A 12,615-nucleotide genomic window follows, 5' to 3' on the forward strand; every position below is an offset into this window, starting at 1 on the left:
CCGTGATTTCAACCCAGTACATCGCCAGGCTCAAAGCATGGGGCGCCCATGGCTTTACCGCCACTGGCGTGGTCACCGCTTTCCTCGCCACCCTCTCCCTGCTGGATAACCAGCCGACCCATTGCCTGCTGTGGCTGGGTGTCGCCCTGATCGTCGACGGACTGGACGGTGCGCTGGCACGCAAGGTCAACGTGCAGTCGGTGTTGCCGAGCTTCGATGGCTCGATCCTCGACCTGGTGATCGACTACCTGACGTACGTGTTTATCCCGGCACTGTTCATCTATCGCTACATCCCGTTGCCGGACTACACCTTGCTGCTGAGCGTGTCGCTGATTCTGGTGTCGTCGCTGTTCTGCTTCTGCAACGTCAACATGAAGAGCACAGACAACTACTTCCAGGGTTTCCCCGCCGCCTGGAACGTGGTCGCCTTGTGCCTGTACATCATCGCTCCGTCGCCGTGGATCACCTTCGTCACGGTGATTGGCCTGGCGCTGCTGACCGTGTCCCGGATGAAATTCCTGCACCCGTTTCGCGTGCGCCGGTTCATGCCGATCAATATTGCGGTGACGGCCATCTGGTTGCTGTGCAGCTTGTCGCTGGTGCTCAACCATCCGTTGATCAATCCGTTGGTGATGGGGCTGTGGCTGCTGATGTCGGCGTACTTCCTGGGCATCTGCTTGTGGCGCACGGCGCTGGAGTGGCTCGACGAATCGAGGTTCAAGTAGCCATGGTGGTGCATATCGTTCAACTCGGATCACCCCGTCGACCTGACGAAGGCTTGCGCCTGGGCACGGTACGCCGCCCTCCCCGTGGCGTACCGAAAGCCGAATTCGCCCGTCGGGACTTTTATGATGTCTGGCAGCCGCTGCTGTCGCCCAGTACGCAGTTGGTGGCCGAGGCCAAGGCTGCGCAAGATGCCAAGGCCTGGGAGGTGTTCCGGCGCAAGTTCAAGGCCGAGATGAGCCAGCCTGCGGCCAGTCAGTTGCTGGATCTGCTGGCCGCGCTCTCCCATCAGACGTCCCTGGCCGTGGGGTGTTACTGCGAGGATGAAGCGCATTGTCATCGGTCGGTATTGCGCGAGTTGCTGGAGGCGCGGGGGGCGAAGGTTATTTAGCCGGCACCACCACTCCCCCTGTGGGAGCGAGCCTGCTCGCGAAAGCGGTCTTTCAGTCATAGATGCTGTGGCTGATACACCGCATTCGCGAGCAGGCTCGCTCCCACAGGGGGTTTTGCATTGTTATCGTTATCGCTTAACGCCGCGTGATCACTACCTCCAGATATTCACTCGGCACCACCAGCGACTTGTCGCCCGCCCGGTTCATCCGGTTGATCAGCTCGGTCAGGTCCGACTCCAGGGCCTTGGCGCCGTCCGCGGGCAGCGCGGCGAAGGCCTTGTGCACCGGTCCGTACCACTCGCGGAAGGTGTCGATGAAATGCGCCGCCGAGCGATAGCGGAAATTGAACGTGCGGCGCGTCACCTGGAGCAGGAATTCACGCTCGTCAAAATGCTCGTGCAGCCAGGCTTCGGTGCCCCAGCGTGAGGGTGGATTCGCACCTGGAGGGGGTGGCAGGTGCTGGCCCAGGGTCTTGAACATCTGGCCGACGAAGCCTTCCGGCGTCCAGTTGGCCAGGCCGATCCGCCCGCCCGGGCGACAAACCCGCGCCAGTTCCGCGGCGGCCTTGGGCTGGTCCGGGGTGAACATCACGCCGAAGGTCGACAGCACGGCATCAAAACTGCCGTCGGCAAAGGGCAAGGCTTCGGCATCGGCGACCTGGAAGGAGACGTTCAGGCGTTCTGCCCGGGCCCGTTCTTCGCCGCGTTCGAGTAAGGCGGCAACATAGTCGGTGGACGTCACCTGGCAGCCACGGCGGGCAGCGGCGAGGGTTGCGTTGCCGTTGCCGGCGGCAACGTCGAGCACGCGTTCATCGCACAAGAGGTCGCAGGCTTCGGCCAGTTGCTCGCCGACAATCTGCAAGGTGGTGCCGATCACGGCGTAGTCACCGCTGGCCCAGGAGGCCATCTGGCGGTTTTTCAAGGCAGTCAGATCAATGGGTGTACTCATGGAAACGGTCTCTGGGTTGAAACACGAATCGGGCCTGGCGGGCATTCACTCCGCCGTTGTCGGATCAATGATGTTCATGACCTGGGAAATGCGATTGGCGGGAAAGCCACTGATCCTGGCGTGCTCCTGGATCTGCGCCTCGTTCGGCGAGATGTACACGCAGTAGAGTCTGTCACCGGTGACATAGCTCTGCAGCCACTGCACCTCTGGCAACTCACGCAACGCCTGGCAGGACTTCAGCGAAGCGGCTTTCAAATCCCTTTCCGACAGAGCTCCGGCGCCCTGGATCTCACGTTCGATGACGAACTTAGGCATGGCAACCTCTCTTTATTGTTGTGGATGGCAGGGCGGCACTCACCCTGTGATCAAACTATCGTCCTGACGGGCGCTGGCGTCCTGTCCGATCGTCGCCCAACCCTGCCCGATCGTCCGGAGATTCCACGTTGCGCGCAGGCGCGTTCACAATCAGGAACCTCCCACGGGGAAACCCCAATGGACGCTCTGTCACAGACCCTGCGCGTCGTGCACCTGGTTGGCGCGATCTTCATCAACGCCCGGTTCACCGCGCCCTGGTGCTACCAGTCGCCCAGCGCCGATACGGCGGCGCCGTTTCTGGAGCCCGATGCGGAGCGGGTGGTGATCTTTCACCTGATCACCGAGGGCGAGTGCTACGTCGAACTGGGCGATGACCCGCCGCTGCTGCTGAGTGCGGGCGACGTGGTGATCTTTCCACAAGGCGATGCCCATCGCATGTGCTCACATCCCGGATTGCCCCCGGCCACGGGTGCGCGACTGGATGCGGTGCTGGCGCGCCGGCCCCGGCAATTAAGCTATGGCGGGGGTGGCGCGGTCACCCGATTGGTCTGCGGTTACCTGGCGTGCGACACGCGCCTGGCGGGCATGTTGCTCAAGGGCTTGCCGGCCGTGGTGCGGGTCAATGTGCGCGGTTCGGATGCCGGTATCTGGCTGGAGTCCTCCGTGCGCTATGCCCTCGCCGAAGCCCGCTCGCCCCGCCCTGGCGGCGAAGGGGTATTGGCCAAACTGGCCGAAGTGCTGTTCATCGAAGTGTTGCGCCTGTACATGAACGAACAGGGCGAAGGCCGCACCGGCTGGCTGGCCGGTGTGCGCGACCGCATCGTCGGCGCCGCCCTCAACGCCTTGCACAAAAAACCCTGCCACGCCTGGACGCTGGAGGAACTGGCGCGCACCGCCAGCACCTCAAGATCGGTGTTGGCCGAACGCTTCCAGCAACTGGTAGGGGTGTCGCCGATGCAGTACCTGACGCAATGGCGCATGTTGCTCGCCGCCAACCTGTTACGCAGCAGCAACAGCTCATTGACGCGCATCGCCGAAGAAGTGGGATACCAGACCGATACCGCCTTCAGCCGCGCCTTCCGTCGCGAGTACGGTGCCCCACCGGCGGCGTGGCGGCGCGGTCAGGAGAAAAAAACCATGGCTCACGAGGCAAGCCCCGTGAGCCATTGAACGAGCGGACTAAGCCGCTGGCGCGCTGGCCTTGGCCTCCTCCAGCAACTGCTGAATCATCTTCTCCTGCGTGTCGTAGCTACCTTCACCGAAGTGGGTGTAACGCACCTGGCCCTTGGCATCGATCAGGTAGTGCGCCGGCCAGTACTGGTTGTCGAAGTTGCGCCAGATCGCGTAGTTGTTGTCGATCGCCACCGGGTAGGTGATGCCGTATTCCTTCACCTTGGCCCTGACGTTGTCGATGATGCGTTCAAAGCCGTATTCGGGCGTGTGCACGCCGATCACCACCAGTCCGTCCTTTTCATACTTCTTCGCCCAGTCCTTCACGTACGGCAGGGTGTGCTTGCAGTTGATGCAGTCGAAGGTCCAGAAGTCCACCAGCACCACTTTGCCTTTCAGGGCTTCGTTGGTCAGTGCCGGTGAGTTGAGCCATTCCACCGCGCCGGACAGCGACGGCATGGCGCCCTGGGCATCGCCCATGGTGCTGTCAGCCTTGACCTTGCTGACCAGGTAATCGACGACTTTCGGCACGGTTTCCAGCACGCCTTTCTCCACACTGCTGACACCTTCCGAGGAGGTGTTGGCCAGCAACAGGTCATTGGCCCCCGTTGCAATCGCCGCCGCACCGGCGAGCACCGTAACCCCGGCGCCACGGCGCAGCCAGCCGGTGACCGGAATCGACGGTTTCAAGCGATTGACCAGGCCGCGCCCGGCAAAGATCAAGGTGCCCAGGGACAGCGCACTGCCCGCGCCATAGGCCACCAGCAACAGACTGGTGCCGGCGTTCGCGCCTTGCAGCATGGCGCTGGTGAGAATCACCCCGAGGATCGGCCCCGCGCAGGGTGCCCAGAGCAGCCCGGTGGCGACACCGATCATGATCGACGCCAGCGGCCCGGACCTCTTGCGCGAGTTCGGGTCGATGCGGTTGCCCAGCAACACGAAGGGCCGCGCCAGCCAGTCACCGACCCGGGCGGAGATCAGCGACAGGGCAAACAGCACCATCACCACCAGCGCGACGTGGCGGCCGGTGTTGCTGGCCTGGATCACCCACTCGCTGCTGACCACGGCCAGGCTGGAGACCAGGGCAAAGGTCAGGACCATGCCGCCAAGGGTCAGCAGGATCGAGGAGCGTGTGCGATCGGCCCCGGCAAACAGGAATGGCACGACCGGCAGGATGCACGGGCTGAGGACGGTCAATATGCCGCCCAGGAAAGCGATGAGTAACATGGGATCACCTAATACACATTAGAAGGCAACACATTGGCCAATGTGGGAGCGAGCCTGCTCGCGATGGCGTCGGGTCAGGCGGCACATCGTTGACTGAACCATCGCTATCGCGAGCAAGCTCGCTCCCACAGTGGATTGGGGGGCTCTCAAGCCGTCTGCTCATCCAGCAACCGCCCCTGAGGCGTGCGACCGGCACCGTTCTCGGCGAGCATCCGCCCCTGCGGCGTGCGGCTGGAACCGTCTTGCGCCAGGAAGCCATTGGTGCCCTTCTCTGCCACCGGCGTCAGCTGGAAGCAGGTATTGCTGGCGCAGGCACTTTGCTCTACCGCGGCGTTGGCATGGGCCGCCGCACCGGCGATGGAAAAGGCGATGGCGGTAAAATAGCGGGAAATGTTGTTCATGATGTCCTTCCTGTTTCAAATGGATTGAGCGGTGGTTGATCGCGACACTCAGTTTTCCGAGTTGCAGTTGTCAGCCAACTTGCTGTAACCCAGCACCTGGGTTTTTGACTGGGAGTCGAGGTACGTCAGCCGCGCATTCACCACGCCGCAGGAAGGTGAAGTGTCCTCGGTCAGCGACACCACTTTCCTGATATCCAGTTGGGTGCCGTAGGTGTAGGTTTTGGGAGCGACATCGGCTTCGGCACGGGCCGACAAGGTGCAGATGTTCAGGGCGGCAAACAGGCAGGCGGCGTAGATGGCTCTAGTGTTCATGGCGGATTCCTCAGGGTTCGACAGGTCGTTGGGCCGAGGCGCTCTGGTTTGCCTCGATGGAACCCATTAAAAGCCTGCGAGGTATCTCGTCTGTGTCGGGAATCGGCGTGAATCAATCGCTGCGTATCAGAACGGCGTCTGGATACACAGCCATACAAAACCGCTGGAAATCGGCTTTTTTGCCTTCGTGTGTATCCGCAGGCAAGCCAGATACACTGCAATACAAAGGGCGGCAGGCGAGCCCGCCGAGGCTCGATAGACTGTGTGGCATTCCCCATTTACCAGAGGTTTGGCCCAATGGATCACGTTGATCACATCCTCATCGTTGACGATGACCGCGAAATCCGCGAACTGGTTGGCAACTACCTGAAGAAGAACGGCCTGCGCACTACGGTCGTGGCGGATGGACGACAGATGCGCGCTTTTCTGGAAACCACCCCGGTGGACCTGATCGTGCTGGACATCATGATGCCGGGGGACGATGGCCTGGTGCTCTGCCGCGAACTGCGCGCCGGCAAGCACAAGGCCACGCCAGTGCTGATGCTCACCGCCCGCAACGACGAAACCGATCGCATCCTCGGCCTGGAAATGGGCGCCGACGACTACCTGGTCAAGCCGTTCGCTGCCCGTGAATTGCTGGCGCGGATCAACGCGGTGCTGCGACGCACGCGCATGCTGCCGCCGAACCTGGTGGTGACCGAAGCCAGCCGGCTGTTGGCCTTCGGCCGCTGGCGCCTGGACACTTCGGCCCGTCACCTGCTCGATGAAGACGGCACCATGGTCGCCCTGAGCGGTGCCGAATATCGATTGCTGCGGGTGTTTCTCGACCATCCGCAACGGGTGCTCAACCGCGATCAATTGCTCAACCTGACCCAGGGCCGCGACGCCGACCTGTTCGACCGTTCCATCGATCTTTTGGTCAGCCGCCTGCGCCAGCGCTTGCTCGACGACGCCCGCGAACCGGCCTACATCAAGACCGTGCGCAGCGAAGGCTATGTGTTTTCCCTGCCGGTGGAAATCCTGGGCGATCAATCATGACCCTGGCGCTGCATTGGCCGCGCACCCTGGCCTCGCGGCTGTCGCTGATATTCCTGATCGGCCTGATCCTCGCCCAGGCGCTGTCCTTCGGCGCGCAGTACTACGAACGCTACGAGTCCTCGAAAACCACCATGCTCGGCAACCTGGAAACTGACGTTTCCACGTCCGTTGCCATCCTCGACCGCTTGCCCGCCGACGAGCGAACCGCTTGGCTCAAACAACTGGAGCGGCGCAATTACAGCTACCTGCTCAATGAGGGTTCGCCGGGCACGCCCATCCGCACCGACATGCCCGATGCGCCCATTGCCATTGCCTCGATCAAAGACGCCATCGGCCACGATTACCCGATGACCTTTACCGACATTCCCGGGCCGAAAAAACATTTTCAAGTGCACTTGAACCTGGCGGATGGCAGCCCGCTGACCATCGACGTCCGCCCGGCGATGGTGCCGTTGTCGCCCTGGCTGCCCATCGTGTTGCTCGGGCAACTGGCGCTGATGCTGGCCTGTTCCTGGCTGGCGGTGAGAATCGCCATCCGCCCCCTCACCCGCCTCGCCGGTGCCGTCGAAACCCTGGACCCCAACGCGCACCCAGTACTCCTGGACGAAAAAGGCCCGACCGAAGTCGCCCACGCCGCCAGGGCCTTCAACTCGATGCAGGCACGCATCGCGGCGTACCTGAAGGAACGCATGCAACTGCTCGCGGCGATTTCCCACGACCTGCAAACCCCGATCACCCGCATGAAACTGCGCGCCGAGTTCATGGACGACTCCAGCGAGAAAGACAAACTGTGGAACGACCTGGGCGAGATGGAACACCTGGTGCGCGAAGGCGTGGCCTACGCCCGCAGCATCCACGGCGCCACCGAAGAAAGCCGCCGCACCGACCTCGACTCATTCCTCGACAGCCTGGTGTTCGACTACCAGGACGTGGGCAAGGACGTTCAGCTCACAGGCAAGAGTGCAGCCGTCATCGACACCCGCCCACACGCCTTGCGCCGGGTGCTGGTCAACCTGACGGACAACGCATTGAAGTTTGCCGGGGCCGCCGAGTTGCGGGTGGAAAAGCAGGCCGATGGCAACCTGTCGATCAAGATCCTCGACCGTGGCCCGGGGATCGCCGAGGAAGAACTCAAGCAAGTGATGGAGCCGTTCTATCGCGTTGAGAATTCCCGGAACCGCAGCACCGGCGGCACCGGGCTGGGGCTGGCGATCGCCCAGCAGCTAGCGGTTGCAATTGGAGGGTCGTTGACCTTGAGCAATCGTGAGGGTGGCGGGTTGTGCGCGGAGCTGAAGTTGCCGGTGTAGAAGGGTTTGGCTTAAGGGTGAGGATATCGGCCTTGCCGTAAAGAATGGTTGGCTGGCAGGCCGTCATCGCGAGCAGGCTCGCTCCCACAGGTACTCAGTACATCCGCAAGATATTGCTCGGCTGGCAGGACGCCTTCGCGGGCAAGTCGGATCGCCGCACCGCCGCTCCCACAGGTACTCAATACATCCGCAAGATATTGCTCAGCTGACAGGCAGCCATCGCGAGCAGGTCGGATCGCCGCACCGTCGCCCCCACAGAAGAGCAAAAACAGAGTGGCGTACACCTTCGCTCTTCACCACTCAACAGGCCGAGCGTTAGCTCGCCTGCAGCTTTTGATCTTGATCCACCCGCCCCCTCGGCAGGCTGAGTGGAGGCGTTCATCCGGGGGTGGGCGCGCAGCGCCGTTCGGCGCAGCCGAACACATCGAGAGGAGGTCGAGCGAAGCCGACCGGAGGCGATGCCCCCGGATGAATGCCGGAGCGTAGGAACCCCGAGCCTCAGCGAGGGGCCGTACGTAAGGGGCGAGACCTTTGGTTCCTTTGGGGCGTTTGCCAAAGGGACTCGCCGTAAGGGCGAAACCATAAGTCGCCGTTACCGCAGAAACGGATATGTACTCAATCAAAAAAGCAGCCTGGTCGGCCAAGAGGCCGCCAGGTCCCCCCCCCCAACAACCCCCTCCCCATGCATCTGCCGCAACAACGCCAACCCTCCCTCCAAAAACTCAGAAGCCCCTACCATCCCCGCCTCCACCGCCAATCCGTGCAACTGCTCACGTCCGGTCAACTCCGGAAACTCACCAATACGCAGCAACAACCGCCACGCCAACGGACTCAGTTCAGAAAACCTCACACTCCAGTCCTCGGCACGACGCACCAGCAACAAGGTCGGCTGAGCAGGTAAAACGTCCGGCTGGTAATCCGGTCCCAGCAATTGCACCGGCCAGGCATACGCCAACGGCCAGGCCAGCGGCGACACTTGCAAGGGCCGATCCAGCAGCAACGCGACATCACTACCAACCAGAGGCTCGGCATCAGACTGCTGCAGCGCCATTTCCACCCACTCGTAATGCGCCAGTTCGACCATGAATGGCGGCCACGACCCATCACTCAACGCCCGAGGCCCGGCCGCGAGAAACCCGACAAACTCCTCAGCAATCTCACCAAATTTCGGAGTGCGAGCGCGGTAGTCCCGCAGAAAGATCCGCACCAGCGAACACCAGCGCTCATCCCCCAGAATCCTCACCAGCACCGGAAAGGTGCCACTGAGCAGCGAAGACAGGTTGGCGAACACCAGATCGCGATAAACCTGTGCCCGCACCGGGTCCATTTCAGTGGGGGGCGCGTGGTGTTCAGGGTCGCGCAGGTACAGGCCCATGGTGGTTTGTTGATGCAAAAGACTCGACTTCTCCACGGTTCAAACCTCCTGTTGCAGGCGGCGAATGATCTGCAATTCCGCCACCAGTTCAGCGAATGCCGGAAAGTTGAAATCGCGCTCCAGCAAGGTCGGTTGCGCACCGAACCGGGCATAAGCCTGGGCCAGCAACGACCACACCGCCGGTTTGACCGAAGCGCCGTGGGTGTCGATCTTCAAGGAATCGGACTCGTCGAAGTGCCCGGCAATGTGCATCGCCACCACCCGGCCCGAATCGATGCCCGCCAGAAACGCCTGCGGATCGAAGCCGTGGTTGATCGAATTGACGTACACGTTATTGACGTCCAGCAACAGGTCGCAATCGGCCTCGCGCAGCACTGCATTGGTGAACGTCACCTCGTCCATGTCCTGTTGGGGCGCGGCGTAGTAAGAGACGTTTTCCACCGCCAGGCGTCGCCCGAGAATGTCCTGGGACTGACGAATGCGCGCGGCGACGTGGTGCACCGCTTCTTCGGTAAACGGCAGCGGCAACAGGTCATACAGGTGACCATCATCACTGCAGTAGCTCAGGTGCTCGCTGTACAGCGGCACGTTGTAGTGATCGAGGAAGCTGCGAACCTCATGCAGAAAATCGACGTCCAGCGGCGACGGCCCGCCCAAGGACAGAGACAAGCCATGACAGGACAACGGATAGCGTTCAGCCAGGACGCGCAATGCCGCACCATGGGCACCGCCGATGCCGATCCAGTTTTCCGGCGCGACTTCCAGAAAGTCGAAATCGCCTGCCGGTGCGGCCTGGAGGTCGTTGAGTAAACCGCGACGCAGGCCAAGCCCTGCGCTGGCCTTGGTTACGGGGGGAGTGGAGGTCTGCATGGTGTCGATCTCGCATGTGTCAAGGATTGCGGGCAGGTGCCCGTCTTGAGACAGAGTTAATCGAAGGGGTGTATCGGGACTGTGTTCGACAGGGGGCGACAATGGGTGTCTGTGTATCGAAACCTGGGTTGGACACAATGGAATACACAACCCAAATCCCTTGTGGGAGCGGGCTTGCTCGCGAAGAGGAAGTGTCAGTCGAAGACATTGCCGTCTGACACACCGCATTCGCGAGCAAGCCCGCTCCCACAAGGTCATGCGTCGGCAGGGAAAAACGCCGCTTTCGTCGCGCCAGACCACGCAATACAAGGTCCGGACTAAACTTACTGCACACAGGACCCGCTTGGTGCCCTGTACATTCCCACGACCACCGCCCAGCGGCGAGCACCTCGCCAGACAATGCCCCTGGACCGTGATCCTGCTGAAGGAGCACACATGATGGACGAGGCCAGACTCAACGATTTCATGGGCAAACTGGTGAATGACATGGGCGGCGCGGCGATGCTCGCCAACGTCATCCTCGGCGAAGAACTCGGCCTGTACCGGGCGATGGCCGACAGTCAGCCGATCACCCCCGAAACCCTTGCCGAGAAAACCGGCTGCAACACCCGCCTGCTGCGCGAATGGCTCAGTGCCCACGCCGCCTCGGGCTACATGGAACACCGTGACGGCCAGTTCCGCCTCCCCGAAGAGCAGGCCATGGCTTTGGCAATCGAAGACTCACCGGTTTATGTGGCGGGCGGAATCGGTGTGGTCGCGTCGTTTTTCCATGACAAGGACAAACTGGTCAAAGCAATGCGCGGCGACGGCGCCCTGCCCTGGGGCGATCACCATCCGTGCATGTTCAGCGGCACCGAACGCTTCTTCCGCCCTGGCTACAAAGCCCATTTGGTCGCCGAATGGTTGCCGGCCCTCGACGACGTGGTGGCCAAACTGGAAGCCGGGGCCAAAGTGGCGGACATCGGCTGCGGCCATGGCGCCTCGACGGTGATCATGGCCCAAGCGTTTCCGGATTCGCGCTTCGTCGGTTTCGACTACCACGCGCCATCCGTTACCGTTGCCACCCAACGGGCCGAAGAAGGGGGGGTATCCAGCCGGGCCAGATTCTTCCAGGGCACGGCCAAAAGCTACCCCGGCAGCGACTACGACCTGATCTGCTACTTCGACTGCCTGCACGACATGGGCGATCCGGTGGGCGCGGCCAAACATGCCTATGAGTCATTGAAGGACGACGGCACGGTGCTGCTGGTCGAGCCCTACGCCAACGATTTGCTCGACGACAACGTCAACCCCGTCGGACGCCTGTTCTACGCGGCGTCGACTTTCATCTGCACACCGAACTCGCTGTCCCAGGAAGTCGGCCTCGGCCTCGGTGCCCAGGCCGGTGAAACGCGGTTACGCAAGGTGTTCAGCGAGGCCGGATTCACCCGTTTTCGCCGGGCCACGGAAACGCCGTTCAACCTGATTCTGGAGGCGCGTAAATAATCCCCGCGGCCATCTCTGTAGGAGCGAGCTAGCTCGCGATAAACGCGATCACGCCGCGGGGTATCAGGCTAACAGTGTTATCGTTGACGACCATCGCGAGCAGGCTCGCTCCTACAGGTTTCCCGGCATGCTCGACCGCCAGACCCGTGACCAACTCGATCGCCTCCATCAACTGATGGCGGATCAGCCGTTTGCCGTGCTGACCGGTGCCGGTATCAGCACGCCCTCGGGCATCCCGGATTATCGCGACAACCAGGGCGTGCGCCGGGGCCGGCAGCCGATGATGTACCAGGAGTTTCTCTCGGCCCCGGAGTCCCGGCGACGCTATTGGGCGCGGGCGATGCTCGGCTGGCCGAGGGTGCGACTGGCACAACCGAACGTGGCCCACGACACCCTGGCCCGTTTGCAAGGCACGCAGCAGATCAGCGGGTTGATCACCCAGAACGTCGACACCCTGCACGACCAGGCCGGCAGCCGTGACGTGATCGAACTCCACGGCAGTCTGCACCGGGTGTTGTGCCTGGATTGCGGCCGGCACAGCGAGCGCGATTCGATCCAGCGTCTGATGGAAACACAGAACCCGTACCTGGCTGGCGTCGATGCGGTGCAGGCGCCGGACGGCGACACCTTGCTCGACCCGGCCTTCGAAGCACGCTTCCAGGTCCCCCGCTGCCCGCATTGCGCCGGGGAACGGATGAAGCCGGACGTGGTGTTTTTTGGCGAGAACGTCGCACAGGCCACGGCGGCCAAGGCGATGGCCGCCGTCGAACAGGCTGCCGGGTTGTTGGTGGTCGGCTCGTCGCTGATGGCCTATTCGGCGTTTCGCTTGTGCCAGGCGGTGGTGGATCAGGGCAAGCCGTTGATTGCGATCAACCTGGGCAAGACCCGGGCGGATGAGATGCTGGATTTGAAGATAGAGGGGTCGTGTGAGCAGCTTCTTCCGTTATTGGCCGAACGCCTTAACCACTGACAAAACCCAATCCCTGTAGGAGTGAGCCTGCTCGCGATGGGGTCAGCACATACAACATCTTTGTCGACTGACACTGCGCCAT

At 62.2% G+C, this 12,615-nt stretch carries 14 protein-coding genes; 7 read left to right on the forward strand and 7 right to left on the reverse strand.

What is annotated here, in order from left to right; genetic code table 11:
* The first annotated feature begins 2 nt into the window (after positions 1-2).
* Entirely contained in the window at positions 3-725 is a 723-nt protein-coding gene (pcsA, locus tag WHX55_RS19605; protein ID WP_353741093.1) for a phosphatidylcholine synthase, read from the forward strand.
* Between the two features lie 2 nt (positions 726-727).
* Entirely contained in the window at positions 728-1,114 is a 387-nt protein-coding gene (locus WHX55_RS19610) for a DUF488 family protein (RefSeq protein WP_353741094.1), read from the forward strand.
* Positions 1,115-1,250: 136 nt separating this feature from the next.
* Here WHX55_RS19610 and WHX55_RS19615 read toward each other — a convergent pair whose 3' ends face one another.
* Positions 1,251-2,063, reverse strand: coding sequence for a class I SAM-dependent methyltransferase (locus WHX55_RS19615; RefSeq protein WP_150752924.1), 813 nt, complete (start codon positions 2,061-2,063; stop codon positions 1,251-1,253).
* A gap of 45 nt (positions 2,064-2,108) precedes the next feature.
* A complete protein-coding gene (locus tag WHX55_RS19620) occupies positions 2,109-2,378 on the reverse strand; it encodes a DUF4242 domain-containing protein (RefSeq protein WP_150752925.1) in 270 nt (89 codons plus the stop codon).
* Between the two features lie 177 nt (positions 2,379-2,555).
* On the opposite strand from WHX55_RS19620, the gene WHX55_RS19625 reads away from it, so the two are divergent.
* Complete coding sequence (locus WHX55_RS19625; protein WP_150725267.1) at positions 2,556-3,548, forward strand: AraC family transcriptional regulator; 993 nt, start codon at positions 2,556-2,558, stop codon at positions 3,546-3,548.
* A gap of 9 nt (positions 3,549-3,557) precedes the next feature.
* Here the strand turns inward: WHX55_RS19625 and WHX55_RS19630 are convergent, their stop codons facing one another.
* The 3 genes from WHX55_RS19630 to WHX55_RS19640 form a co-directional block, all read right to left on the reverse strand.
* Positions 3,558-4,775: a cytochrome c biogenesis protein DipZ gene (locus WHX55_RS19630; RefSeq protein WP_150759657.1), complete on the reverse strand. Its 1,218-nt coding sequence runs from the start codon at positions 4,773-4,775 to the stop codon at positions 3,558-3,560.
* Positions 4,776-4,921: 146 nt separating this feature from the next.
* On the reverse strand, positions 4,922-5,176 hold the full coding sequence (locus tag WHX55_RS19635; protein WP_353741095.1) for a hypothetical protein: 255 nt from the start codon (positions 5,174-5,176) through the stop codon (positions 4,922-4,924).
* Between the two features lie 48 nt (positions 5,177-5,224).
* On the reverse strand, positions 5,225-5,488 hold the full coding sequence (locus WHX55_RS19640) for a DUF2790 domain-containing protein (RefSeq protein ID WP_150759659.1): 264 nt from the start codon (positions 5,486-5,488) through the stop codon (positions 5,225-5,227).
* 297 nt (positions 5,489-5,785) lie between these two features.
* Here WHX55_RS19640 and WHX55_RS19645 point away from each other — a divergent pair, with 297 nt between their 5' ends.
* Both WHX55_RS19645 and WHX55_RS19650 read left to right on the forward strand, forming a co-directional pair.
* On the forward strand, positions 5,786-6,526 hold the full coding sequence (locus WHX55_RS19645) for a response regulator (RefSeq protein WP_095946382.1): 741 nt from the start codon (positions 5,786-5,788) through the stop codon (positions 6,524-6,526).
* Positions 6,523-7,833 carry an ATP-binding protein gene (locus WHX55_RS19650; protein WP_353741096.1) on the forward strand — a complete coding sequence of 437 codons (1,311 nt, stop codon included), beginning with the start codon at positions 6,523-6,525 and terminating at the stop codon, positions 7,831-7,833. The genes WHX55_RS19645 and WHX55_RS19650 overlap by 4 nt, the downstream gene beginning before the upstream one ends.
* Positions 7,834-8,452: 619 nt before the next feature.
* Here WHX55_RS19650 and WHX55_RS19655 read toward each other — a convergent pair.
* Positions 8,453-9,244, reverse strand: coding sequence for a putative DNA-binding domain-containing protein (locus WHX55_RS19655; protein ID WP_353741097.1), 792 nt, complete (start codon positions 9,242-9,244; stop codon positions 8,453-8,455).
* A 3-nt stretch (positions 9,245-9,247) separates the two neighbouring features.
* Positions 9,248-10,078: a DUF692 domain-containing protein gene (locus WHX55_RS19660; protein WP_353741098.1), complete on the reverse strand. Its 831-nt coding sequence runs from the start codon at positions 10,076-10,078 to the stop codon at positions 9,248-9,250.
* A gap of 438 nt (positions 10,079-10,516) precedes the next feature.
* On the opposite strand from WHX55_RS19660, the gene WHX55_RS19665 reads away from it, so the two are divergent.
* Both WHX55_RS19665 and WHX55_RS19670 read left to right on the forward strand, forming a co-directional pair.
* On the forward strand, positions 10,517-11,563 hold the full coding sequence (locus WHX55_RS19665; protein ID WP_150725666.1) for a class I SAM-dependent methyltransferase: 1,047 nt from the start codon (positions 10,517-10,519) through the stop codon (positions 11,561-11,563).
* Between the two features lie 127 nt (positions 11,564-11,690).
* On the forward strand, positions 11,691-12,533 hold the full coding sequence (locus tag WHX55_RS19670; protein ID WP_353741099.1) for an NAD-dependent protein deacetylase: 843 nt from the start codon (positions 11,691-11,693) through the stop codon (positions 12,531-12,533).
* The last annotated feature ends 82 nt before the right edge of the window (positions 12,534-12,615 follow it).

It is taken from the genome of Pseudomonas fluorescens (assembly GCF_040448305.1).
GTDB classification, from domain to species: Bacteria; Pseudomonadota; Gammaproteobacteria; order Pseudomonadales; family Pseudomonadaceae; genus Aquipseudomonas; species Aquipseudomonas fluorescens_BH.